Source organism: Ensifer sp. 4252 (assembly GCF_050434565.1).
Taxonomy (GTDB): domain Bacteria; phylum Pseudomonadota; class Alphaproteobacteria; order Rhizobiales; family Rhizobiaceae; genus Ensifer.
The window spans coordinates 22,293-46,510 of the sequence record NZ_JBNDIU010000032.1 but is presented as its reverse complement, the minus strand read 5'-3'; the positions used below and the strand labels follow the sequence as shown (position 1 = coordinate 46,510).

19 protein-coding genes and 2 pseudogenes are annotated in these 24,218 nt (G+C 59.1%); 12 read left to right on the top strand and 9 right to left on the bottom strand.

All coding sequences use genetic code 11. From position 1 onward, the window contains the following. Positions 1–214: 214 nt before the first annotated feature. The 5 genes from ABIE33_RS32665 to ABIE33_RS32645 all read left to right on the top strand — a co-directional run bounded on the left by ABIE33_RS32665 (position 215) and on the right by ABIE33_RS32645 (position 4,822). On the top strand, positions 215–364 hold the full coding sequence (locus tag ABIE33_RS32665) for a hypothetical protein (RefSeq protein WP_429132787.1): 150 nt from the start codon (positions 215–217) through the stop codon (positions 362–364). Positions 365–407: 43 nt separating this feature from the next. Next, positions 408–650 carry a hypothetical protein gene (locus ABIE33_RS32660; RefSeq protein ID WP_429132784.1) on the top strand — a complete coding sequence of 81 codons (243 nt, stop codon included), beginning with the start codon at positions 408–410 and terminating at the stop codon, positions 648–650. A gap of 59 nt (positions 651–709) precedes the next feature. Further along, the gene (locus ABIE33_RS32655; RefSeq protein WP_429132782.1) at positions 710–1,918 is read left to right on the top strand and encodes an MFS transporter; all 1,209 of its coding nucleotides are present in this window, start codon (positions 710–712) and stop codon (positions 1,916–1,918) included. Continuing rightward, positions 1,824–2,639 carry a GrpB family protein gene (locus ABIE33_RS32650; protein WP_429132780.1) on the top strand — a complete coding sequence of 272 codons (816 nt, stop codon included), beginning with the start codon at positions 1,824–1,826 and terminating at the stop codon, positions 2,637–2,639. Before ABIE33_RS32655 ends, ABIE33_RS32650 begins: the two co-directional genes overlap by 95 nt. Before the next feature lie 305 nt (positions 2,640–2,944). Next, positions 2,945–4,822: an ABCB family ABC transporter ATP-binding protein/permease gene (locus ABIE33_RS32645; protein WP_429132779.1), complete on the top strand. Its 1,878-nt coding sequence runs from the start codon at positions 2,945–2,947 to the stop codon at positions 4,820–4,822. Between the two features lie 90 nt (positions 4,823–4,912). Here ABIE33_RS32645 and ABIE33_RS32640 read toward each other — a convergent pair whose 3' ends face one another. From ABIE33_RS32640 to traA, 6 genes and pseudogenes are all read right to left on the bottom strand, one after another. Further along, positions 4,913–5,398 carry an AAA family ATPase gene (locus ABIE33_RS32640; RefSeq protein WP_429132777.1) on the bottom strand — a complete coding sequence of 162 codons (486 nt, stop codon included), beginning with the start codon at positions 5,396–5,398 and terminating at the stop codon, positions 4,913–4,915. A gap of 109 nt (positions 5,399–5,507) precedes the next feature. Further along, positions 5,508–5,903: a helix-turn-helix domain-containing protein gene (locus ABIE33_RS32635; protein ID WP_429132775.1), complete on the bottom strand. Its 396-nt coding sequence runs from the start codon at positions 5,901–5,903 to the stop codon at positions 5,508–5,510. After that, a pseudogene (locus tag ABIE33_RS32630) lies at positions 5,903–6,034 on the bottom strand (type II toxin-antitoxin system HigB family toxin); the annotation flags it as partial. The gene ABIE33_RS32635 and the pseudogene ABIE33_RS32630, both read right to left, overlap by 1 nt. A gap of 38 nt (positions 6,035–6,072) precedes the next feature. After that, a complete protein-coding gene (locus tag ABIE33_RS32625) occupies positions 6,073–6,399 on the bottom strand; it encodes a BrnA antitoxin family protein (protein ID WP_429132773.1) in 327 nt (108 codons plus the stop codon). Then, the gene (locus ABIE33_RS32620; RefSeq protein WP_429132771.1) at positions 6,396–6,641 is read right to left on the bottom strand and encodes a BrnT family toxin; all 246 of its coding nucleotides are present in this window, start codon (positions 6,639–6,641) and stop codon (positions 6,396–6,398) included. Before ABIE33_RS32620 ends, ABIE33_RS32625 begins: the two co-directional genes overlap by 4 nt. A gap of 162 nt (positions 6,642–6,803) precedes the next feature. Further along, positions 6,804–10,088, bottom strand: coding sequence for a Ti-type conjugative transfer relaxase TraA (gene traA / locus ABIE33_RS32615; RefSeq protein ID WP_429132769.1), 3,285 nt, complete (start codon positions 10,086–10,088; stop codon positions 6,804–6,806). Positions 10,089–10,279: 191 nt separating this feature from the next. Between traA and ABIE33_RS32610 the strand changes: the two are divergent. From ABIE33_RS32610 to ABIE33_RS32600, 3 genes and pseudogenes are all read left to right on the top strand, one after another. After that, positions 10,280–11,071 (top strand): annotated as a pseudogene (locus ABIE33_RS32610) (NYN domain-containing protein). Positions 11,072–11,081: 10 nt separating this feature from the next. Further along, positions 11,082–11,375 carry a mobilization protein gene (locus ABIE33_RS32605; protein ID WP_429132768.1) on the top strand — a complete coding sequence of 98 codons (294 nt, stop codon included), beginning with the start codon at positions 11,082–11,084 and terminating at the stop codon, positions 11,373–11,375. A gap of 42 nt (positions 11,376–11,417) precedes the next feature. Continuing rightward, entirely contained in the window at positions 11,418–13,085 is a 1,668-nt protein-coding gene (locus ABIE33_RS32600) for a type IV secretory system conjugative DNA transfer family protein (protein ID WP_429132766.1), read from the top strand. Between the two features lie 134 nt (positions 13,086–13,219). Here the strand turns inward: ABIE33_RS32600 and ABIE33_RS32595 are convergent, their stop codons facing one another. The 3 genes from ABIE33_RS32595 to ABIE33_RS32585 form a co-directional block, all read right to left on the bottom strand. Then, on the bottom strand, positions 13,220–14,131 hold the full coding sequence (locus tag ABIE33_RS32595; RefSeq protein ID WP_429132764.1) for a nucleotidyltransferase and HEPN domain-containing protein: 912 nt from the start codon (positions 14,129–14,131) through the stop codon (positions 13,220–13,222). A gap of 534 nt (positions 14,132–14,665) precedes the next feature. Beyond that, complete coding sequence (locus ABIE33_RS32590) at positions 14,666–15,571, bottom strand: ArdC family protein (RefSeq protein WP_429132762.1); 906 nt, start codon at positions 15,569–15,571, stop codon at positions 14,666–14,668. 304 nt (positions 15,572–15,875) lie between these two features. Then, the gene (locus tag ABIE33_RS32585) at positions 15,876–16,169 is read right to left on the bottom strand and encodes a hypothetical protein (protein WP_429132760.1); all 294 of its coding nucleotides are present in this window, start codon (positions 16,167–16,169) and stop codon (positions 15,876–15,878) included. A gap of 711 nt (positions 16,170–16,880) precedes the next feature. On the opposite strand from ABIE33_RS32585, the gene ABIE33_RS32580 reads away from it, so the two are divergent. From ABIE33_RS32580 to ABIE33_RS32565, 4 genes are read left to right on the top strand one after another with little or no spacing between them, the layout of a single operon-like run. Further along, positions 16,881–18,203, top strand: a complete 1,323-nt coding sequence (locus tag ABIE33_RS32580) for a CHASE2 domain-containing protein (RefSeq protein ID WP_429132758.1) — start codon at positions 16,881–16,883, stop codon at positions 18,201–18,203. Between the two features lie 16 nt (positions 18,204–18,219). Continuing rightward, the gene (locus tag ABIE33_RS32575) at positions 18,220–19,080 is read left to right on the top strand and encodes a hypothetical protein (protein WP_429132756.1); all 861 of its coding nucleotides are present in this window, start codon (positions 18,220–18,222) and stop codon (positions 19,078–19,080) included. Further along, positions 19,077–22,973 (top strand): CHAT domain-containing protein, encoded by a 3,897-nt coding sequence (locus ABIE33_RS32570; protein ID WP_429132754.1) that lies wholly within the window; start codon positions 19,077–19,079, stop codon positions 22,971–22,973. Before ABIE33_RS32575 ends, ABIE33_RS32570 begins: the two co-directional genes overlap by 4 nt. 13 nt (positions 22,974–22,986) lie before the next feature. Continuing rightward, entirely contained in the window at positions 22,987–23,790 is an 804-nt protein-coding gene (locus tag ABIE33_RS32565; protein ID WP_429132751.1) for a hypothetical protein, read from the top strand. Positions 23,791–24,218 lie beyond the last annotated feature (428 nt).

The following is a 24,218-nucleotide window of genomic DNA, read 5'->3' as shown; positions in this document are numbered from 1 at the left end:
CGATACACAAAACCCCATAGCTCACGGAATGCCGACCGCGGGTTCCTGCATGAGAGGCTTTCGTACGCCTGACGGCACCCGAAACCCTTCACCATTTCGGACGTCGTTGCAGTTCGTTCGGACACCTAGAAGCAGCCGGTCCGCTTCGTGACATTCGAACCGCGGCCAATGCGCACGCAGGCTCAATGTCGCGTCGTCGTCCGTATCCCGGCAGATCGGGGATCGCTTGGGGATGGCGCTGCTTCAACGCGAGGGTCATCGCCTCAAACTGACGGCCGCCGGCGAAATCCTTCACCGGCAGTCCGTCGCGCCGCATCACCTCTCGAAGCGGCGGTGTCCGAGCTCGACATTTTCAGGGGCTTGAAGACGGTGAGAGCGTCGGGCTCTCCTTCCTGCCTTCGCTGATCGTGGAGTTCTCGCGGCGCCACCCGACGCTGCATCTCGATGTCGAGGTCACCTGGTCTTCCGATGTAGTCCAGCGCCTGATCGACGAGACCGCCGATGTCGCCTCCGGCTTCCTCACGACGTCGGCGCGCGACATCCATCGGGATAGGATTGTCTCCCATTGCCCTCGCAGCGCGAATAAACGGTTGCCCGCCCCTCGGTCGATGCATAAGCTCCCATCGCGGCGCGCCGCGTTCTACCGATGACGGTCGGATGCCGCTGCAAGCCGCCTCCCCAAATTTCCCAAGGGCCAAGAACAACAATCATGACTGTCGCCATTCCCACCATGACGCGTCCCAAGACGCATCTCGCTGTGCTGGTCATTCTGGGTCTGACCCATCTCCTCAATGACCTGATGCAGTCACTGATTCCGGCGGCCTATCCGATCCTGAAGGACGCCTATGCGCTGGATTTCGTGCAGATCGGCTTGATCACCATGACCTTCCAGATTGCCGGGTCGCTGCTGCAACCGGTAATCGGCATGGTGACGGACAAACATCCCGCGCCCTATTCACCGGTCGTGGGGATGATGTTTACACTCTCTGGCCTGGTTAGCCTTGCCTTCGCCCATAGCTACGCGGTGATTCTGGTTTCAGTTGCGCTGATCGGCATTGGATCGTCCATCTTTCACCCGGAAGCGACGCGCATGGCGCGCTATGCCGCCGGCGGGCGCCAGGGGTTGGCGCAGGGACTGTTTCAGGTCGGCGGTCAGGCGGGCGGCGCGCTCGGCCCGGTCTTCGCTGCGCTGATCATCGTTCCCTGGGGACAGCCGAGCCTCGCCTGGTTTGCCGTTCTCGCATTGATGGCCATGGCACTTCTTGTATGGATCGGTAGCAAGCAGCGGGAGATCAGCGCCGCATTCATGGTGTTGCGGGCAGACGGCAAGAAGGCGGGCGGCGCCGTTCGTCACGCGCCAGCGACGATCGGGGTAGCCCTGGTGGTCCTGACGCTGCTGATGTTTACTAAGAACGCCTATGGCGAAAGCTTCCGCTCATTCTACACCTTCTATCTCATGGAGAGGTTCGGCCTCTCGATCCCCTCCGCACAGATGATGCTGTTCATCTTCCTACTGGCTTCGGCCGCGGGCGCGCTGATCGGCGGCATCGTCGGTGATCGCATCGGGCGTTATCGTATCATCTGGATTTCGGTTCTGGGGCCGCTTCCGCTGACGCTGATCCTGCCACACGTCGACCTCCTCTGGACCGGCGTGCTGACAGTGATGATCAACCTGATCATGGCGAGCGCCTTCGCCTCCATCCTGATCTACGCAATCGAGTTGCTGCCGCACCGGATAGGACTCATTGGTGGGCTGTTCTACGGCCTGAATTTCGGCCTTGGCGGTATAGCCGCAGCGCTTCTCGGAACACTGGCCGACAGCTATGGTGTCGAAACGGTTTACTACGTCTGCTCCTTCCTCCCGCTTGCGGGGCTCCTCGCGTGGTTCCTTCCGAGGATTGAAGAGGGCCACGCTTGAAGACATCGGTCCTCTGGCCGGATGCCCCGTGGTCATAAGGTCAAGTCGATACATTACGCGACTAAGCTGTTCTTTTTACAACATTTTTTGTATTCGATATCAACAATGGCGCAGTCACCGGCATATTGCAGCACCAGGGCGAGGAGCGTTACGAATAGGCAAAGACGCGGTGTCTTCCACACAACAAATTGAGATCTGCGATTGGTCTCCGAGGTGGCCCAATAAATTCGCTCTCAAGGCAGCGGCCATCCGCCAAACTTTGGGGGATCATGCTCTCCGTATTGACCATATCGGCTCAACATCAATCGAAGGTCTGGCCGCAAAGCCGATCATCGACATACAGATTTCAGTTGCAGACCTACAGCTAATCGAGATCCTGCCAGAAAGGATGGCGACCATCGGATACGTATGGCGGCCAGCCAATGCTGACTTGACCAAACGTTATTTCCGAGAACGCCCTGGTGATGAGCGCACCCATATCCATGTCCGCCAATCAGGAAGCTGGCATGAGCAATGGTCGCTTTTATTCCGCGACTACATGCGGAGCCATGCAGAGGAGCACGCTCCGTACGTGGAGTTAAAGCGAGCGCTCGCCGGTCTATATCGCGACAATAGGGCAGCCTACACTGAGGGTAAGTCGGACCACCTTTGGCGAATTATCCGACGTGCGGACCTTTGGGCGTCGGAAGTCGGTTGGCGTCCGGGCACATCCGATGCATAGGGTGGAGCTCAACGGCACAAGCTTCCTCGCAAAATCGCTAAAGCGTCATCTCGCCCACTACCGTAGCAGCCCCGACATGAGCGCCCGATGCGCGTCGTGACTGCGACCTGCGTTGCAATATTCAAGCCCAAAAAGCCCAAACAAAACTTGGGATTCTCGCTAGCCAGTTGTCAGCTGGGGCCGCGGGTACATTGACGATGCGACTAAACTCTGGCTTGCTGGATCAATGATGAGGATGGAAACAGCTCTGGTAGTGGTGATCGGGCGCATGGGCAGGATGGTATAACCATCCGGCGAAAGCACCCATGCGCGGCAAGCAGGCTCCCGACGGGGCCTTTTTTTACGCCCAACGCTTGGTGCGCGCCCCGTCAAACTTTCACCTAAGAACGAGTGAGATCATGACGAGCAACAACCCCCATCAGATTGCCAGAGATCTGTTGCCCTATCTGTGGCCGCAGAATGCTCCGGCGCTGCGCCGCGCGGTAGTCTATTCACTGCTATGCCTGATCGCGGCGAAGGCCGCAACGTCGCTTGTACCACTCACATACAAGGCCCTGGTAGATCATCTCGAAGGGAGCGCCGCAACTATTGCCGTGCCGATCGGGCTCGTCCTAGCCTACGGCGGCGCGAGGCTCATGGCTACCGTGTTTGACGAATTGCGCATCGCGCTGTTCACTCGGGTCAGCGGCAATGCCACGCGCTTGCTGGGTTTGCGAGTGTTTCGGCAGTTACACCAACTCAGCCTGAGATTTCACCTCGATCGCAAGACGGGCGGGCTCGCGCGTGCCATCGAGCGCGGGACTGAAGGCATCTCCGTCATTCTGTCGAGAATGCTGTTTTCTCTCGTGCCGATCGCACTGGAAGTTGCTCTCGTTTGCACGATCCTTTGGCATCTTTTCGGAGCGAGCTTCAGTCTGGTCACATTGGCAACGGTCGTTGTCTATGCCGGGTTTACGATCGTGATGACCTCCTGGCGGACCCGCTTTCGCCGGTTGCTCAACGATGCCAGCGCCGAGGCGAGCAGCAGGTCTATCGACAGCCTTCTCAACTACGAGACGGTCAAATATTTCGGCAACGAGGAGCACGAAGCCGAGCGACTGGATTACGCCCTGCGACAGCACGAACAGGCTTCCGTTCAGAGCCAGTGGACATTTGTCGTGCTGAGCATCGGCCAGACCTTCATCATCTCAGCCGGGCTTGTCGTAATAATGCTGATGGCGGCGCAGGGGATCAAGGCCGGCGAAATGAGCCTTGGCGACCTGGTTTTGGTCAACGCCTATCTTCTGCAACTTTATCAGCCCTTGAATTTTTTCGGCCTGATGTATCGTGAGATCCGCCAAGCCCTCATCGACATGGAGGACATGCTGACGCTTCTGCGCACCTCGGCGGAAGTTGCAGACCGAACGGATGCCCGTCCGCTTGAGATTAATGAGGGTGGGGTCGAGTTTGCTAATGTCACCTTCAGCTACGACGGCCATCGGAAAATCCTCGACAACATCAGCTTCAAAATCCCCGCTGGCCAGACAGTCGCCATCGTGGGAGCCACTGGAGCCGGAAAATCGACCCTGTCACGGCTCCTCTATCGTTTCTTCGATGTGACAAGCGGAGCAATCCGCATTGACGGCCAGGATATCCAAAACGTCACACAGCAGTCCTTGCGCGCAGCCATCGGCATCGTTCCGCAAGACACGATCCTCTTCAATGACACGATCCGATACAACATCGCATATGGGAGACCAGATGCGACCCACGCGGAGGTCGAGGCGGCCGCTCGGTCCGCCCATATCCATTCCTTCATCATGGGGCTACCGGATGGTTACGAGACCCCGGTCGGAGAACGAGGTCTGAAGCTTTCCGGAGGAGAGAAACAGAGGGTCGCAATCGCACGCGCGGTTCTTAAACGCCCGCAGATCATGATCTTCGACGAGGCCACAAGCGCGCTGGACACAGGGACGGAGCGTGAAATACAGAACAACCTGCGAGAAATCAGCCTTCGTCACACGACAATGATTGTCGCTCATCGGCTTTCAACCGTTGTGGAAGCCGACGAAATCATCGTACTCGGCGCGGCCGGAATCATCGAACGAGGTTCTCATGCCGACCTTCTTGAGCGTAAGGGTCATTATGCGGCCATGTGGAAATCCCAGGCGAGCGAAGCAAGTCGATCATCCGAGCGGGCTTAGGGGCATTCACCCACAGCCCGCCCCGCTCTCTGCCGCCGAGATCCCAGCGCGTGACTTCTGCGAGATACAGGGCAATCAACGGCATGCGTTTCAGATTGTCGCCAGAAAGTCTGCGATCTCTGAGCGACGGCACAGCTTCAACTTCTGCAACTGATGCTCTGCGAAAAACCATTGATGAGCGTCGAACGAATTCAAGTGGCCCTTCCGGAGCCGGCAACCGCGAGTGTATTCCATTAGTTCCTCGAACTGCGCCTCCGTACCTCCACCAGTTTGACCTCTTTGCAAAAGGTTGGAAATACACTCGTCGTCAGAGATATCGAGCCAAATCAGCGTCGTCACACGCGGGAGTACTTGCCGGATGATCGAACCGTAAATGCCTTCCATGACCCAAGAGTTGCCGTCTGCAGCCTGGGCTACCAATCGGTCACGCTCGTCGCGCGGACGCTCACCGGCAAAATTCGGCATCCAATGGAAGTCATCGAGGTGATGTGCTGAATGGTGCAGCCTGTGGGCTAGCTCTTTGGCCAACCACGTCTTGCCACTTCCACCGTTTCCCATGATGAAAATTCTGTCCATCAGCCGTTCGTCTCGGAGAAATTGGGCCGCAGGTGATGATAAAGACATCAATGTAAAATTGCCGCGGGTGTTCCGCAGTCCGCGGCGTGAGGATTTCAAGCCCGCCTTGTCAGGCTACCTCTCTTTCGCGACCGACAAGATGATACGGCTCCACAAGGTAGTCTGACGGAATATTCCACGCCTTATGAAGCCGGTGGATCATCTCCACGGTCAGAGCGCGCCTTTTATTCAGAACCTCAGAGGCCCGGGAGCGCGAACCTAAAATCACGGCAAGATCGGCCTGCGTGCGGCCGAACATTTCCATGTGCGCCTTGATGAGCTCAACGGGTTCAGGTGCCTCTATCGGGTAGTGCGCGTCTTCATATGCCTCGATGAGGGCCGACAGAACGTCGAAGCGGTCAGCCTCATCTGTCCCGAGTTCCGGCTGGTTCTCGAAATATGCCGAGACCTCTGCAATAGCCCATGCAAGGTCATCATCATTCCTGATGGCTCGAATGTTGTCCATTACACCGTCTCCGGGTTGATCTGATCGTACTCTTTGTGGGTGCCAACAAACTTGATCAGCACCCGCTTATATGGATAGGCAACGTGGATGATCAGGCGATACTTGTTGGCGGAAATGTCGAATACATATCGCCAAGCTCACACCCGTCCCGGATAGTCTGAGGGCGTGGCTAGCTAGCCTTCTTCAATCCCGCGACCTTCCTAAGGTCGTCGTTCAGTCGACTTTGCCACCCCTTGCCGCAGTTGCGCTTGTAGTAATCGATTACGTCCGGATCCAACCGAATGGATATTTGTTGCCGAGGTTTATCGACGGCCGGACGCCCTCTAGACCTCTTGATGCTCTCTGCCAGATCGGGGAAAGCTTCTGCAAACGGCCTTGCTTGTGCTAGCTGCGCGTCAGTTGCCTCTGGCGCGTCCGGATCACTGGCTATCCTGCGTTGGATTTCAGCCTCTTCTTTGTTGGAGAGGTGGCGGACCTTGCGAGGTTGATTGGTCATAAGAGGTTCCTTTCCTTCCGGCTGGCATCACGCATGGAAATGATGGAAATGCCTTCTGTTCCAAGGTAGGCGAACACGACTACGACAACGCCGTTGCCCAGGACGCCGATTGCCATGAAGCGACCTTCCTTCGCTGGGATCACGAGGGACGACATGAAGAACTCGCCGTCCAGATCGGCAAAGTCATAGCCGTGCTTGGCTATGTTGGATTGGCGCTTGTGGTTGTCGTAGGTGATCTTCATGTAATTATGTATCACATTTATTTATTAATGCAAGAATAAACGTGATACGTTTAATCGAGGAGATGAACCTCCATTGTGCATCTGACGCTAGAAGCGATGCTATCGCTGCTCGCGTGCGAACTGAAACAATACCAAAATACGCCGTCCTCGATCGCTGATCGTTCACATCCCCAGACCCAGTCCCTTTTTCAGCCCGCGAGTGAGTTCGTACTTGCGGGTCAGCTCAGCCCGCTGCGCCCGATCGGTGATGCGGGCAATATCCTTGATGCGATCAAGTTTCGTGGAGGCCTCCGGCCCGAGCCGCACGGTTTGCTTTTTCCAGTCGCGCGGATCGGCGCTGCCAAACCGCTGCTCGAGCGCTTGGGCGATGTTCCTTGCCTCCTCGATTGCCTGCCTTCCCTCGGGAGTGCCGGATAGCTGCTCAAGGAACTTCGGCTTCTCGGCTTGAGATAGCCCGTCGAGCTGTTTCAGGATGGCCTCACTTCGAGGGGTGAGGCCCGGAACCTCGACCACATCGCGCTTCTCGCGGCTCCACTTTTCTGATTGGCGCTCGGCCTCAAGCCGGCGCTCCCAGGTTTCAGCGGCCCAAGCGACGTGATTGCCGAGCGCCTTGGCGCAATGACGCGCGGCCTTGCGCTCCTTGTTGTCACCCAGAATACCGGTCTTGCCGCGGAGCTCCCCGAACTGCTCCGGACGCTCGGCGACCGATTTCGCCAAAGCCTGACCGTCTGCGCCCTTATCCACAAGGGCCGCCCCGAGCTTCACGGCAACACCGTCCGGATCGGCATAGACATTACGACCAACGGAGCGCACCGCCTCCATGGCCCGCTCAAAGTCCGGCTTCGCTTTCTCCCGGGCAACGTCCTCGACGCTGCGGGAGTATTTCGTTAGCGCCGGCACGAGCGGTTCGACCTTTTCGACCTGCCCACTTGTTCGCGGCTCGGCGTTGGCTGGGCGTTGAAGACCGGCCGGAGAAAGAACGAGCTCATCTCGAGCGCTGAATTCGGCCCGACCTGGCGACAGGTTCACGGCAATCTCGCTGTGGACGCCGAATTCATCTGCCAACCTGCGCCGCTCGGCAAATGTGCTGGTGTAGTCGAGCGTGGTTTCCTTCGCGCCCGATCGGCTCATGCTGGCGCTGAGGGCCTTCATGTCCTTGAGCTCATCACGACCGGCATAGAGCTGCGCATGATCGCGATGGCGTGTCATCGCCACGTAGGTCAGATGCCGGTCCATCGTACCGGACGCCATGACGAGGGCGCGATCGACCGTCGCGCCTTGAGACTTATGGATGGTGGTCGCATAGCCGTGATCAAAGGATTGGTAACTGTTGACGGGTATGGACACCGCACGGGCATTGTTCTGCCCGCCGCCGTCGAGACGTATATGTAGTGCGTCCGGCTCGACGGCGATCACGGTACCGAGCATACCGTTCTTCACCCCGAGATCCCGGTTGTTTTCGAGAAGGACGATGCGGTCGCCTGGCGCGAAGGATCGCTTGCCGTCATTGGTTTGATAGACGACCTCACGACCCAGCGCGCCCTGCTCATCCTCACCACGCGCCAACCGCCTGCGCTCCTGAAGCGATGCACGAATGTCGGCATTGATCGCCCGAACGTCGACGCGCCGATGCGCCAATGCGATGCGCGATCCGGGCGAGCGTTCTTCCAAATCGGAAATGTAGTCGCGAACCAAAACGGCTCGCGCCTCGTCGCGGTTATCGCAGAATTGGACCGCGCCGCGATCGGCATAGACCTGCAACCCCTCACCCGTACGATGGGTGGCAAACGCGATCGATGCTTCGCGCTGCCAGGCTTCATTCTGCCGACGGATTTCGGAAAGCTCGACCGCGCCGACACGCTCGGCAATCGCGCGGAACGGAGACCCTGCCCCAATCGCCTGCAGCTGTTCGTGATCGCCGACAAGCACGAGTTTGGCGCCCCGCGCCTCCGCCTCGATCACGAACTTCGCAAGCTGCCGACTTGCGACCATGCCAGCCTCGTCGATGACGAGAACGTCGCCCTTGCCAAGCAGCCCCCTGCCCGCCTGCCAGCCATACTCCCAGGACGCCAAAGTGCGCGCAGCAATGCCGGAGGATTCCTCCAGACCTTCTGCCGCCTTGCCGGCAAGCGCTGCACCGTGAACCCTGTAACCCTGCCTTACCCAGGCATCGCGTGCTGCGGCAAACATCGTCGATTTTCCCGCGCCGGCAAAGCCAATCACCGCCGCGATTTGCTCCGATCCGGTGATGTGGCGCACGGCAACGCGCTGCTCTTCGCTCAACCCGGAACGCTCGATTGCCCGCTCCCGATCGGTGAGCAGCATTTCACCGCGTTCAACTTTTCCAGAGAGCGAGGCAGCCAGCCTTGCCTTGATCACATCGTCCTGTAGACTCAATGCCTGATCGACATGATGTCGATTAACACCATGGCCAGAGCACTGGCCCATGCGTTCAGCGCTCTTGGCCATGGCGTGTTCGATCTCCACCATCTCCCGCGTCGAATATCGCGCCAGTTCTCGATCAGTCTCTGGTTTCAACTCCACCAATGCCGGAGACGCCATCACGGCCGCAAACGCATTCTGGAAACCTCGGGGATCGTCGATATACCGATGCAGTGCACGAGCCACATCATGGCGATCGAATACGCTCTTTTCGCCGGTAATGATCGACAGAACCTGGTCCGGTTTTCTGCGGATCAAATCGGCATTTGACCGCGCCGCCTTCTCATCGATCCGTGCCCGCGACACGTCCAGCCCACGCCGGTCCATCTGCGATGCATGGACACCCATATGCTCGGTCGGCTCAATCTCGAGCCCGCGCTCCAGGTGCGAACGATGATCGACCCGAACATCCAAACCGAGCCTTGCCAGATGTCGGTTTGTTTGGTGTTCCCAGAGTTGCCGAATGTCGCGAAGCTGCATGTGCGAGGTCGGCTGGTCGTTGTTCAACAGCCACTTGTTTTCACGCTCGATCAGCGTCTTCTCACCTAACCCCTCTTCCGTCACCACCCGCGTCGTCATCACCACATGCGCGTGGACGTTTCGGATGTCGGTATCGCCCTGTGGCTGGTGAATGGAGAAGTCGACGGCGGCGCCATAACGGTTCGCGAGATCACGGGCAAAGTCACGTGTCAGCGCCAGGCGATCACTCGCACTCATCTCATGCGGAAGCGCCACTTCGAACTCACGAGCAACGCGCGCATCCTTGCGGTTCTCGGCTTTCTCCACCGCATTCCACAGCGCCGAACGATCGAGCGCCCAGGCCGCATCGACCCCATCGGGAAGGACGATTTCGGAATGCTCGACACCTTGCTTGCGGGTGAAGTCATGCACGATGCCATCGCGCTCGTTGAGCATCTTCGTCGCCGTGCGATAGGCGATGGCGGCGACCGCGCTGCGGCCACCGCTTCTGGCGATCGGCTTCATGCTGCAATGGTAGATGGCCAAGCGACACCCTCCAAAGTGGTACAGCCATACCAAGCACTGAGTTGCACAGCAACTCGTAAGTGCGCCCTTGTAAACTTCGTTCGCTACGCTCCCTGCGTTCGGGATAATGCAAGACGCACGCTCCCCATGCCAATTCAGGGTTGCGTAAATCGTCGTGGCGTTTAAGCTCGATGCAACCGGTGGAGGGTCAAATGGCAACAGACAATTCAGCAACACTCGCACTGCTGATCGACGGCGACAACGCTTCGCCAAATATTGTCGTCGGCCTCATGGCCGAGATCGCCAACTACGGGATCGCCAGCGTCAAGCGTATCTACGGCGATTGGACCGGTCCCAACCTCAAGGGCTGGAAAGAGTGCCTGCTCGAGCATTCAATTCAGCTCATTCAGCAGTTCGCCTATACGTCCGGAAAGAACGCAACCGACGGCGCGATGATCATCGATGCCATGGACCTGCTTTATACAGGCCGCTTCTCCGGCTTCTGCATCGTCTCCAGTGACAGCGACTTCGCGCGGCTTGCTGCCCGCATCCGTGAGTAAGGTGTCACGGTCTATGGCTTCGGTGAGCGCAAGACCCCTCGCCCGTTCATTACCGCTTGCGACAAGTTCGTCTATTTCGATGTGCTCAGTGCACCGGTCGAAGAGATTGAAGAAGCCGCGGTTGCCGACCGCCAGAAACCGACGGAAGTCAAACCTGCCGCTGCGAAGCCCGTGCCGCGAAAGACGGGTCTCGATAAGGCGGCACGGGCGATGCTGATGAAGGCCATAATCGCAACGGCCGACGAAGACGGACGAGCCAATCTGTCTCAAGTGGGCGGGCACCTGGCCAAGCAAGCGCCCGACTTCGATGCCCGCAACTACGGCTTCCCGAGGCTGAGCGATCTCGTCAAAGCCTCCGGCCTTGTCGATGTCGAGCGGGCCGCCGATAACCCCAAGGCAATCCTGGTTCGTCTCAAAAAGACGTCGGCGGGCGATCTGAAATAGAGGGATGAGGATGGCGCGCAAGTCGATCGAACAGCGCATCGCCGAACTGGAAGCGCGCAAGAAGACGTTGCAGGCGCGCCTCGGAAAACAGGAACGTGTTCAAGACACGCGTCGCAAGATCCTCATCGGCGCACTCGTGCTGCATCGATTGGAGCATTCCAAAGACCTGGAGTTCACCGGAAGCTTGCGGGAATGGCTTCGTCAGGAATTGCCCGGCTTCCTCGTTCGCGACGGCGACAAGGCGCTGTTCGACGACGTGCTCGGTCAGCCTGAAGCGAGCGAAAGCGGCGGGAGGGCGGAATGAACACTGCCGCGCCGGGATTGCGCAAGAGATCGAGCTAGCGTGATGCACCGAATGCGTCTCACCTGGATTGCCCTAAAAAACCTAATGCGGATTGCAGCACGAGAACCGGTTTGGACCATCGTAGCATTGATCCGACTGCCGTTGCGCGCCCTCATGCCAACAGCGAGTGCAACCGTCATCCTGTTCGGCGTCGTCGTGCTCGTTGGACAGGGCGGCACCTTCATCTTGAAGCAGCTCGGTTTTGGACAAGGCAGTGTCCCGATCATCGCACTGAACGTGTTCTTGGCGATGCTTCTGTTGTTCATCCTGTTCTGGCTTGTCAGCAATCGACTGATTGCACGCTTCGGCAATCTTGCCGAAGCCGACACCCACGGTTCGGCGCGCTTCGCTACCGCAAGGGAGGTCGCACCCCTTGCTCGGACCAGCACCGGCGTGTTGATCGGCCGCGATCTGAAGACGGGAAAGCTTCTGCGCCATGACGGTCCGGCGCATCTGCTCACAATGGCGCCGACCAGGTCGGGCAAAGGGGTCGGCACAATCATCCCCAATCTGATCGCCTGCGATCGCTCCGTCATCTGTATTGATCCGAAGGGTGAAAATGTAAGGATCGCCAGCCGGGCGCGAGCGCGATTTGGCCCGGTTCATGTCCTCGATCCTTTCGCCGTCAGCGGCAAGCCGTCGGCCGCCTTCAACCCGCTCGACATGCTCGATGCCGCCGGCCTCGACCTGGCGGAAGACGCGAGCAGCTTGGCCGACGAGCTCGTCGTCGACGAGCCGGGCATGGCGGGAGAGGCGCATTGGAACGAAGAAGCCAAAGCGCTGATCGCTGGGATGATCCTGCATATCGTCACGGCAGAAGCTCCCGAGCGGCGAACGCTGACCACGCTTCGAGAAGGGCTGACGTTGGCGCCGGATGCCTTCCTGGAACTGCTCAAGAACATGCAATCGTCAGACGCCGCGGCTGGGCTGGTCGCGCGGGCCGCCAACCGTCATCTCGCCAAGGCGGATCGTGAAGCCGCCGGCGTGCTCTCGGCCGCGCAGCGCCACACCCATTTCCTCGACAGCCCGCGCATGACAGCCGTCCTCAATCGATCGGACTTTCGCTTCGCCGACCTGAAGCACCACAACGCAACCGTGTTCCTGGTCTTGCCACCCGATCGGCTGTCGACCTACTCACGCTGGTTGCGCCTGCTGGTGACGCAGAGCTTGATTGACATGGCGCGTGATGCCGCCAAACCCGACCTGCCGGTTCTGTACCTGCTCGACGAGTTCGCCGCGCTCGGATATCTCGCTCCGGTCGAACGCGCCATGGGTCTGATGGCCGGCTACGGCGTCCAGCTCTGGCCGATCCTGCAGGACGTTCATCAGCTGCGCGCAATCTATGGCAAGCGCGCGGGCACCTTTCTTTCCAACGCCGGCCTTCTCCAGGTGTTCGGGGTCAACGATCACGAAAGCGCTCGTCTGGTTTCCGATCTGCTCGGGCAGGAGACCGTTGTGTTTCAGACGATGAGCCGTGCGCTCGATGCGGAAAAGTCCGGGCTCAGCTTCAGTGAACAACACACAGCCCGCGCCCTGCTCACGCCTGACGAGGTCCGCAACATACCCGCATGCGCACAGCTGTTGTTCGTTTCGGGCAAGCGCCCCATCATGGCAGGCAAGCTTGTCTATTTCAGCGACAAGGAATTCGCCGGCCAGTTCGATCCGGGGTGATCTTGAGGGCGCCAGGCGGAGGCAAGGCAGCAAGGCTGATGTGGCACACCTCCCCGTCCCGCCCACCCAAGGCATGACGTCCACGACGGGATCAAAACACCGACCTGCCGGACCAGTCCACGATGAGAAAAAGCTCAGGTGGCGCCGGCAGCCTTGGCCAACTCCGCCAGCCGCTCCTGGCAGATGGTTTCGACGAGGCGGTGCAGGTGCTCCGTGCGCTCGAGAAGCCAGCCGAGTGCCTCCTCGCTAATCTCGAAGTGCTTTGCGTAGCGCGCCTTCACATAGGCCTCGTTCAGGGTGTTGTACCAGGCAATAAAGCGGTGCTGGTCGCGCGGCCAAGCCTCGACGAGCCGCTGATCCTGGCCTTCTGCAAGCCCGCGAAGGAATTTGAGGTTGTGCGACGGCGGGCTGTAGTTGGTCAGCGTAAGTAGAAAGCACGAGTACGCGGTCTCCACCGATTGGTGCAAATTGAAGGCAGCGTGGTTAAACTTACCATCTTTGATCGAGTAGCGCGCCAACTGTCGAAAGTACTCAGCGCTCGAAAGCTGCCTGTCAGAATGCTCCTTTGCCACTCTGAGCGCGTCGGCTGGAGAAAGCCGCTTCGGTTGCGCCAGAGGCTGGTCGTCGAGCTCATAAAGCACGATACCTTCGCGCAGGATGTCGACGAAGAAATATTGCCCCTCCGTGAGGAACGTGTTGACCTCACGCCGTCCATGGACGATCAGCCCGACCGGCGTCGACACGCCCTTGTCCCACATCAACCGATCGGTCGCCTTGTCCCAATATTCCGGCTCGGCAAGTTTGCGGGTGTTGACGATGACAAGGATATCATAGTCGGAACGGTATCCTTTCATCGTGTGCGGTTCGTCCACCCATGTTCCACGGGCATACGAACCGAACAGAATGATCTTCAGGATCCGACCGCGCTTCTTGAAAGGGGCGGTCCCGCCCTCGAGCGCATCGGCAAACTCCTCGTGGATGATCTCCACGAGGCGGGCAAGCTCGCGCTGCTTTTTCTCCGGCAGGTGATCCAGGCTCGTTTTCATATGCAACCGATAGGATAAAGGCGACTCGTCGTCTACCACAGGGAACAAGAAAGGTGGCGCGTCTGCGATCCGCGCCGTTTAATCCGGCCGACCGCGTGACTGTGGAGCGTGCCACTTGTCCCAACGATGATGAGCGTACCAGGCGCCGGCAGCTTTGCAGCCAAAGCCCGTTCGCGCGCGGCTTGACCGGTTAAAAGCCTCGTCTCGGAGGATTAGCATCGCGACGGCCATAGGCCGGGATCCGGGAAGCCTAGGCCCGGCAATCCGCTCCGTTTCGCCGTGAGGCTCATGTCTGTGTCCGTCCCACCGCAGTCGCGGTGTCTCGGCCCGCGGCCCAGCTGCGGGCCGCATTTTTTTCGGGATGCCGAACTTGGTCGCCTCCCTCATTTGGGGGATGGCACCGACGGCGACGGAAGAATAGAGACTGGCACACGGTGGCAGCCGTGGGGATATTCGGTGCAACGATACGAGGCGGCGCGCTCGAATATCCCTCGCCACTCTGCCGCTTAAACGGCCCCACGGTATTCCACGTCTTCATTTGAGCTTTTGCAGGCCGTGCAAGAAGGTGACGGCACGTTCGGCGTGGGCGGCCATCTGGAACACGGCGCGTTCGTCATTCTTCAGCACCTTGAGCCATGAGGCGATGTGGGCGGCGTCATCCTCACGCGGCTCGATCGCAAGGCCGAGATCGGCAGCAAGGAACACGCTTCCGAGTTCGGCGACCAGCTCTTCCCTGGCATAGCCTTCATCGCCCCACTTCTCGCGGCCGAGATTGCGATCGAGCCGGGTCGGGCTCATGGTCCAATGGATTGCCTCGTGCCCCAGCGTGGTCGCGTGGCTTTCAGCCGACACGAACGCTTCGAAACGCGGCATCTGGATGAAATCTCCGACGGGTTGGTAGTACGCTTTACTGCCGCCGTGGCGAATGTCGGCGCCGAGATTGGCGAAGAACCGGTCGGCTAATTCGATGCGCTCCTTGCCGCTTTCCGCCAACGCGGACGGGGTTGCATGATAGTGTTCAGGCAGGCCGTCAATCTGAGTGGCATTGAAGACACTGTATCCCTTCATGAACGGGATGCGGCGCTCGATCTCCTCGCCAGCGTCGTCAGTTTCCTTGCGCTCGATGGCGTTGGCGTAGACGACAAGGGTCGACGTCTCACCCTTGCGCACCTGCGCGCCGAGTTGCGCCGCCTGCCTGTAAGTCATCCAATAGGAAGAGGAATACCCCTGTTCTGCCGCCGTCATCCAGAGAAGCACGGTGTTGATGCCGCGATAGGCAATACCGTTATGGCGAAGCGGACGGACCGGCGTCACTCCCCCGACCCACGGCTGCATCCACGGCCGGGTTCCGGCCTCCAACTGCTCGACGATGCGGTTGGTGATGCGCTCGTAAACGTCACTGGTGGTGATCGATGTTGCTGCCTTTTCTTTGCTAGCCATTGCCATGCCCTTTCCCTGATCTCGCGAAGCGGGAGCCGTTCGCTCCTGCTTTCGAGCTCGTGCGGAACAGCGGGGGATCGGGGTGCAAGCGGTCCGTGCGGGGAACCGGCTGCACGAAGCGCAACGTCAGTAGAGCGAAGGAAGCTGGGCGGCGGGCGCTTGAAGGGGCGAAGGGGGCAGCACCCCTCGGCCCCTCGCCTCTTACGCAAGAATGGGGCTCAAGCCGAACCGAAAATAGATCTCTGAAGTTGCGGGGCAATATTTCGCGCGAGAAGCCGGGTGACTCCGAGAGCAGATAGACGGTTCAGGTGGGTTCAAAGCCAAGCACGAAATCGATGACCTTCGACGAGGACATTTCGCAGGGCCTGAGGATGGCGTTCGCGCCAGTGAGCGCATAGAGGTTGAAGCTGACGACATCCCGTCCGCCCAGCTCTTCGCCATACAACCACACTCGTTTCCCATCGCCCGATCGCTTGACGGTCGCGCCCAATCGGCGGCCCTCGAAAACACCTTCCAGATAGCCCTCGGGGAGCTCTGCAAGCGCCTTGTCGAACTGAACCGGAAAATCAGGCGATAGACCAGACGCCGACTGCGTCATGGCGCCAGGCACTCGTCACAAATGCCACAACCGTCGGCGTCCATCCGAGAACCCGACCGCTTCTTCTGACAACAGAGGCATATCACCGCGTTTCCCCAGTCAACTTCATCGCGTTCTGGCGGGATGACTTCCGGTTCGGGGGCGGAAAGGACATTCGTTGAAAGCTGATCCATCTCGAGGCTCCATGTCGAGGATGGCATACGAGATAGGAAGCCTCCAAACAGGCGCAAGTGCTGGTGTGTAAACCCGAATTCACCCCAGAGGATCACTTGGTCGATAGCGAGTGAATAGGCGATCACCTCACCTTCAACTCCTAAAGCTACCGCAAAACAGCATCACTATAGGATCGGGCGCGCTCCAATAAAGGGAGGAAACTGTCGTAAGGCTTGCCAGGAGGCAGGCCTTAGGCGTGAAAATTTTCGCTCCAACAACATGGATAACAAGAATCGGAAACATCGGACCAAACTACTGCCTTGATCGGAATCAAACCGTTATCCTCTTTGGAGGCGCTCAGTTTCCGATCGTTTCCCAACACGCATCGCGCATGATGAGACAGATCGCTGGCGGCCGCATCGCTGATTGTACTGCTGACGCCTCCCACTCGCCTCATGCCGCAGGTATTGACGACTAAATCGAACCGAAAATTAATCGTCTAGGACCTATGGAACTTCCACGGAAGTGATGTGGAGTAGCGGTTTCGTGTTTCGTCGCATGCTGAAAATGATGGGAGGGTTCAGAGCCGGCCTTGTTTCAGCGATAATGTTTTTCGCACTGGCGATCACAACGTCGACGGGTGATTTTCTGGTCGCTGCCACGAATCTTCCAAGCCCGGAAACTCTTCACATCCTTTCGCGCGCCCTGAATCTCGATCCGGGGCCGGAAAAACCGGTAACAATGGTGATGATCGACGAGGCCGACTATGCCGGCCTCGGCGAACCGATCCCGATGCAGAAACGCTACCTAGCAGCTTTGATTGACAAGCTGCGCCCGATGAAGCCCAAAGCGATCCTCGTCGATTTCGATATTTCCCTGCCGACTACACCGAATGACATGGCTGCCCTCGAGACGTTGTTTTCCGAATGGTCGGATAGCGATCCTCTGTTGATGTTTCCCAGGGAATTCGCCCAACAAGCCTACCTGACCGAGGGCCCCTCCGCAGTTTTCACGGCTTTCGATCGGCATTTCAGTGGCTCCCGTCCCATCTTCTGGATCAGCTCTGTGTTCCAGAATTCGGAAGATGGTGCCATCGACGAATGGAACCTGTGGACCATAGCGCAGAATAGCTGCGAGGCGCTGCTGTCCCCGCAACTACTGCTCTACCTGTCCCCTCGGCAAGCCGACCCGATGGCGACACGCCAGGCTGCCGCCTGCCTCGTCGGCGCGGAGGCCGACGACATCTGCACTGCGGCTCCCCGGTGTGACAGCAATGCGAAGATCGATCGCGAGCAACTCTTGCCCCGGCAAAAGACGCCCGTGCATTTCGTTTTGGGCGATGATTTGCGGAAAGGCCCCTCTCAGGACTTCGTGTGGGCCGGCGGCAGATCAAAGCCTGCCTTTTACGTCTGGTCAGCCGGCGATGTTCTGGGCCGCGGCGTCGCGCCGGCCAGCGTCGAGGATCGCGTCGTCATCATCGGCGGCGCCTACGCCAAGGCGACCGATCGCCATGATACGCCGATCGGCCGCATGGACGGTGCAAGGGTTCTGGCCAATGCAATCTCCACCGGCGATCGAATGCTGGAAGCCCGCCACGTTCCGGAGGTGCTAACCAGCGCATTGACAGTGGCGCTTGCGACCGTCGCGCTTGTCGGCTTTATGAAGCTGAAACCGATCTTTTTCGGCCTGGCGTATTTTGCCGGCATGCTGGCCGTGTATGCCGGGGCGTTGCACGTTGCCGATGCGAACACGGCCACCACGATCGTTCGCGGAACGATCGGCCTGACGGCGATTTTGATCGGAGTGGAGTCGGTGTTCGCCTTCTTCAAGGACCTTCTGTACCACCGCCTCGGCTGGCGCGCGTTTCTCAACAATTCCTGATCGGAGCCTCGCAACAATGAAGCAGCACATTTTCGTCGCCTCCATCCTGCTCGGCCTTGCCTCATTCTCCGCGAAAGCAGAGGATGCACCGGCAGCAATCGTGGCCGATTTCAACACTGCGGAGCTGATCGCATTTCGATCACCGATCACCCTGCAGCTCGGGGCCGGCTTGGCTGCGGGAGAAATCGTCTCCCTAAGCAAGGGCGGCTATCTCAAGCTGCTGGTCGGCGAAGAATGCGTAGCCATTGGCGATGCGCCGAGAGATGCACAGAGCTGCACTGTACCCGCGCCCGACAAGTATGCCTTTACCGTACCCGAAAACGGGCTCTTTTCCGGGATGACCGGCCGCTTCCAGCGCTTTCAGAAAGTGCTTTCTTGGTGGGATCCCAAGACCGAGAGCCGTGCGTTGCGAAGCCGCGAAGGACTGGCGGCACAGATGCCTGCCCTTGCGGAAGCTGACGAAAGCTTGCTTGCAGCAGGAGACCGGCAACTGCATATCCAGTGGGTCGATGGGACCGCGCCTTTCAGGGTCGCGATCCTCGACGCCGGTGGGCGGGAGCTTGCTGTGCAGCGTCAGGAGCGCGACCGCGCGGCTACCCTTCGCATCGAGATCGAGGACAATGCTATCTACCGGCTGCAGCTGGAAAGCGCCGGCAATATTGCCGCCACCTATATCATCCGAGGAACGTCGGAAACGCCTTTCGACCTGGAAGACGGCGATGCGTCGATCCTGCACGCCATGAAGATTGTCGAGAGCGTTAGCGCCTCCAATGGAGCGTGGGCGCTTGAGGCGGCTCAAACCCTTAGAAGCTTGCCACTTGATGACCGGGTCCGTCACGCCTTGCTCGATGCGGTCAACTATGCGGACTGGCCATGATCCGTCGATTTTTCATTCATCTGGCCTTCGCCGCAACTCTCTCGGCATCATCCGGAGCTGCGGCCTTCGAGGGGGCTGCTATCAATGATCGCCACGCCGGCCTCAAAGACAGTCTTCAAGCCGGCAACCCCGACCAGGCTGCACTGAGGGACGCAATTGTTCCGGGATTGAAGCAACTCCACACGGCCGTGGAACAGCGTAATGGAAAATATAGTTCCGAAGCGGCCATCCTGCTGATCGATGTCGGAGAAGCCATGCTCCGCGAAGCATCATTTTATCAGGACAAGCAACGGCGGGACCTGTCCTCCCGCGGCATCCAGTCACTGACGACCGGATTGTCGCAACTGCTCAATTGGGCGCAGAGCGATCCTAAGCTGATCGCACAGATCGGACGCGGTTACATCGTGCTGGGTCAGGAGCAATTGTCGCGGGCAAATAACCGGCAGGCGCTCCAGGATCTGGAAGAAGGGCTGCGTTTTCTGGACGAAGTCGATGCTCCGGCCCGGCTGCGGCTAGCCTTCTATCCACTTCTGCACAAGGCAGCCCCCACAGCGGCGACGCGCAAGGCAATTAGCCAGAGAGAAATCGACCTTGCGACGAAACTGACCGGCCCGGATGCCTCCAAGCGTCTTCAGAACGCCCGTAGCCGCTCGCAACAGCAGGTCGAAACCCCACTAACCGTGGCCGCATTGAACGACGCTCGTGCGACGATCGAGGCGCTTGCGCAAAAAGGCGACATGGACGCGGCCTATGCCGGATTGGAAAAGCTACATGCTCAGGTGAAGACCACGCAGGAAAAGACGCTCTTCATCGCCCGCATGAAGCCATCCATGTTCCTGATGTTCCCGGATCCGAATGCCGCGCCAATGGTTCCCTGGAATGACTACCAGCATCGACCGCTGACGGCCTATGACCGCGTCGCGGCGCGGTTTTTCGTCGAACGTGATCTGCCCCCATATCTCTCCGGTTTCAACGATGTCAGTCTGCTCGATTATCAGGACCAGCTGAATATTCAGCTGATCTTCGGCCGCATCGTCACGACACACTACAAGCGGATCCCGGATGACGAACTGAGGATCCTCTGCCGCTTGCTCCCAAGCAAGCCCGTTAGCTACCAAGTCGATCTGCCAAACAAGTCGATGCCTTCGGCTTGCATCGGACCTCTTCAATGGGGAGCGCAACTTGCGTCGATGCAACACAATGGCGATGCGATCGCCCTTTTCGACATTGGTCTGGCGCTCCTCCCGACGGACCGCCCGCTGTCGTCAGCAGAACACAAATTCCGGGCCGATATTTTCCAGGCGCGCCTCCAGCTGGAAGCGGATTTTGGGTCTCCCGACACATTCCTGTCGCTCTTCGAGCAATTTTCCGCAACCGGCACCAGCCTTTCGCTCAGCATGCAGCTCTATAAGGCAATAATCGAGGATGACAGTCAGGCTTTCCGTGCGATCACGGCATCAATCCCGACGCTTCCGGAGAACGAAGAACGGCGTACTTTGCGTGTATTGCTTCCTCAGAAGGTTCCCGTCGCAGGCATCAAGGTTGCAAGCGAGATCTGCACGTCACGTCCCGAAATGATCAAGATCACCGATCAGGCCGGCTTCTGCCTCTCGAGTGGCGAAGCTAGCGCTATAAATTTTGACGCCGTCAGAAACGAACTCGCCAGCCTGAAAATCGAAGATGATCCCAAGGGTGTCGGTGACTTGCTTGCACCGGACTGGCGTCTGTGGACGCTGCTGCAGCGCGCCGAATTCGATCCCGTCAGGCTACATTTCTCGCGTGCATTCGCGGTCCGGGGGTTCCGCCAACGCCCGTTGAGCGCGCGTGAACAGGCGTTTCTCAACAATCCCGTCTCCGCAGATGAGTTCGAAAAGAAGCATGACCGCTTCAGCGTCCTTTCGTCGGATGACTTCGACGTGGCCTTGATTGCGGACGAACTTGCCCGTCGCGGTCAAATCGACCTGGCTCTCGGTTGGGCCTATCTCAGCGGAATACGTTATCGGACAGGTGACAGCCCCGGGACCTTGCTTCTTTCGCACCTCGCCGTCGACTTTCATGAAGACACCTACAGGGATGGATGGCGCTGGCTGATTACTGGACATTCGGTGCTCGCGCTTCAAACGTTCCGCGAGATGATCCCCGAGAACGGCACACGATACAGCAATGAGGCCACCTCCGGCCAGGATAACGGAGGGCGTGATCAACTTGACTGGGAACGGATCATCGGGGCTGCGCACGGCGCAATGATCGCCAGCCGCGACCTCAAGGACGAGGCCGGCGCTCGCGCTTTTGCAGGCAAGCTTACCCGGTATGTGCGATCCGTGCTGGCGATGCAGAGCTTTTCCCGCAATGAAACGCAGGAAATCATCCTCAGGACGGCACGGCCAGCGTTGGAATATGCGGCAAGCATTCTTGCCGATAGCGCCTCCATGGACGCCGATGAAGCCGACGCCGTATTCCAAATAGCACAGCTGCTGAATACCGGCGGCGCCGGCGGCACGGTCAATCGCCTTGGAGCGCGTCTCGCCGCGATATCGCCGGCCCTCGCCGACATCGCACGGCACCGTGAAGACCTGCGTCGCCAATGGGTAGCGCTCGATCCTTCTGCTACCGACCAACGGAAGAAGATCGGGGCGCAGATCGACGAACTCGATTACCGGCTGAAGACCGAGTTTCCGAAATATATCGAACTGGCGAGCGTTGCCTCCCTGTCGATGGAGCGTATTGCCGAAACCCTTGCTGCTGACGAGGCGCTCGTCTCGTACCTCAGGACGGAAGACGGCTATATCGCCACCGTCATCACTCCCTCGGACGCGACGTCCTTGAAATTGAAGAGCTCAGCCGACGTCATCGACGGGCTCGTCCAGTCCACCCGGCGTGGCATACAGATCCGTGGTGGGCGGCTGCCGAACTTCCGTTATGACGACGCCCACGCGCTTTACGACGCAGTCCTGAAGCCTGTCGAAACAGCAATCGGCAAACTTCCCGGAAAGCTACTCATCGTTCCCGACGGCGCGCTCGAAATGATTCCCTTCTCGATTCTGGTCGCGGCGCCGGATGGGGAAAAGAATGGCGACGGCCGCTTGGAATGGTTGGCGGATCGCCATGTAATCACTCGCCTACCATCCGCTACCTCTCTGCCGATCCTCCGGGAAGCGGTGTCCGCAAGCCCCGGCGGGGAACCTTTTCTGGGGATCGGTGATCCTGCGCTCGAAGGTAATCCGGCGGATCTGCGCGGCTATGAACTCGGCGAGGTTCTGAGCCTGAGAGGCGGCGCGGAGATTGAAAGGCTGCGCGCGCTGCCTCGGCTACCGGATACGGCAGACGAGCTGCAGCAGCTCAGCGTAACGCTCGGCGCATCGCCGGGAAGCCTCGTTCTTGGCCAGCGGGCAACAGAAAGCCGCGTCCGCGCCATGAACCTCGACCGCTACGCGATCCTGGCTTTTGCCACACATGGGCTGGTGGCGGGCGAAATCGGCAGCCTGCGGGAACCAGGCCTCGTGCTAACTCCGTCCGAAGCAGACGAGAAGGCAGGGTATGACGGATATCTGGCCGCCAGCGAAATTGCCGAAATGCGGCTGAACGCTGAAATGGTGCTGCTGTCGGCATGCAATACCGCCGCGCCCAGCGCCAAGAGCGCCGACGGTCTGTCGGGTCTTGCCAAGTCCTTCTTCTTCGCAGGTACGCGCAATCTGCTCGTATCCCATTGGGCAGTGGACTCGGTTGCGGCCTCCAGGCTGACGACGTCCATGCTTCGCGCCTACCGGCAGGACTCCGAAATGTCCTACTCCGCAGCGCTCGGTGTGGCGATGAAGGAGATGCGGCAGTCGGATTCACAGGAATTGTCCCACCCGGCACTGTGGGCGCCCTTCGAAATCGTCGGCGCCGATTGATGGAAAAGAACAGATGAAGAAACTTCTATTTTTGTCTTTGCAGGCCGTTGCCCTCGCATTCACGCCATCCCAGAAGGCGGCGGCAGACGACTATTTCGTCAAGCCCATCATCCACCAGGCGGAATTCACTGAGTCCGACGTCGAAACCTACTGGCCGGAGTTTCCCGACATTCTGCAGTCGGGCGCGACCCACATCACGGTGCAGACGACAGCTGACGAACAGGCGCTCACCATCTCGATGAAGATAGACAGCAAGGAATGCACCTTGCGTGATTGCCCCATCAGGATTTTCCGCGAGGGTGTTCGGATCGGACAGCGCATGGCTTGCCGCGACGTCCAGACCTTCAGGGTGAGCCGCGACGGCGAATATATCAAGATGTGCGGCATGACTTATGCTGTCGCCGACCTCACCGACGTCCATCCCCGCAGCGCAAACAAAACCATGCCTTACTGGGAGCAGATGGCGGAGGAACTCGTCCTCAACCACAACGGCTCAGCCATGCGCGTCCTGCCGCAAGAGGGAAAAATCATCTATCTCGAGCCGCGCAAGGGTCTGGCACCTGCGATCAAATCGGGTCAGGTCCTTTTTGAAGGCAAGCCATGGACGTCGGGAGGCCCCTTCTCCGGCATGGCTTATACCTTCCGGAAAGGCTGCCCACCCGCACCTTATCGGGTTGAGGCCTTCTATGAGGGATCAGTTGAGACGCTTGTACTGAGGGGCGCCGCGCCTGTACGAGAGAAAAAGGGCTGTAAGGTTGTCGGTTACAGCCGTGAAAGCGACAATGCTGAACTAAGGTTCCACACGACGTTTGACTAGTGAGTGGTTCTGGATACCGTGGCCTAAAAACCTCGCAAGTTGGTTCCCGCCAAGTTTATCTATCTCTTGTCCTCAACATCCGTCAGGAGAATTCGGGCGCAGGCAAGAAGGTAGGCCATGCAAATGGAACTTGTGCTCTTGAATGGGAACGGAAGGCGCCCGCCTTTCTCGTGCGATGCAGGAGTTGACGCAACTAAGCGTAGCTTGGGGGACATTTCCGCGGAACGATCAGCGCGCGGTTTCAGTCGATACATTATGTGATCCCAGACGCACAAACCGGAAACAAACCCAGGATGCGCCAGTCCGCACCTCGATCTTGCAGCACCGGGCACAAGCGCCCCCGACATCCTTTCACAACACAGATGCCACGCGGCCGATTATAGCATAGGTATTTGACTTTTTCCTTCCCTCAATCCAGCCTGCCATGA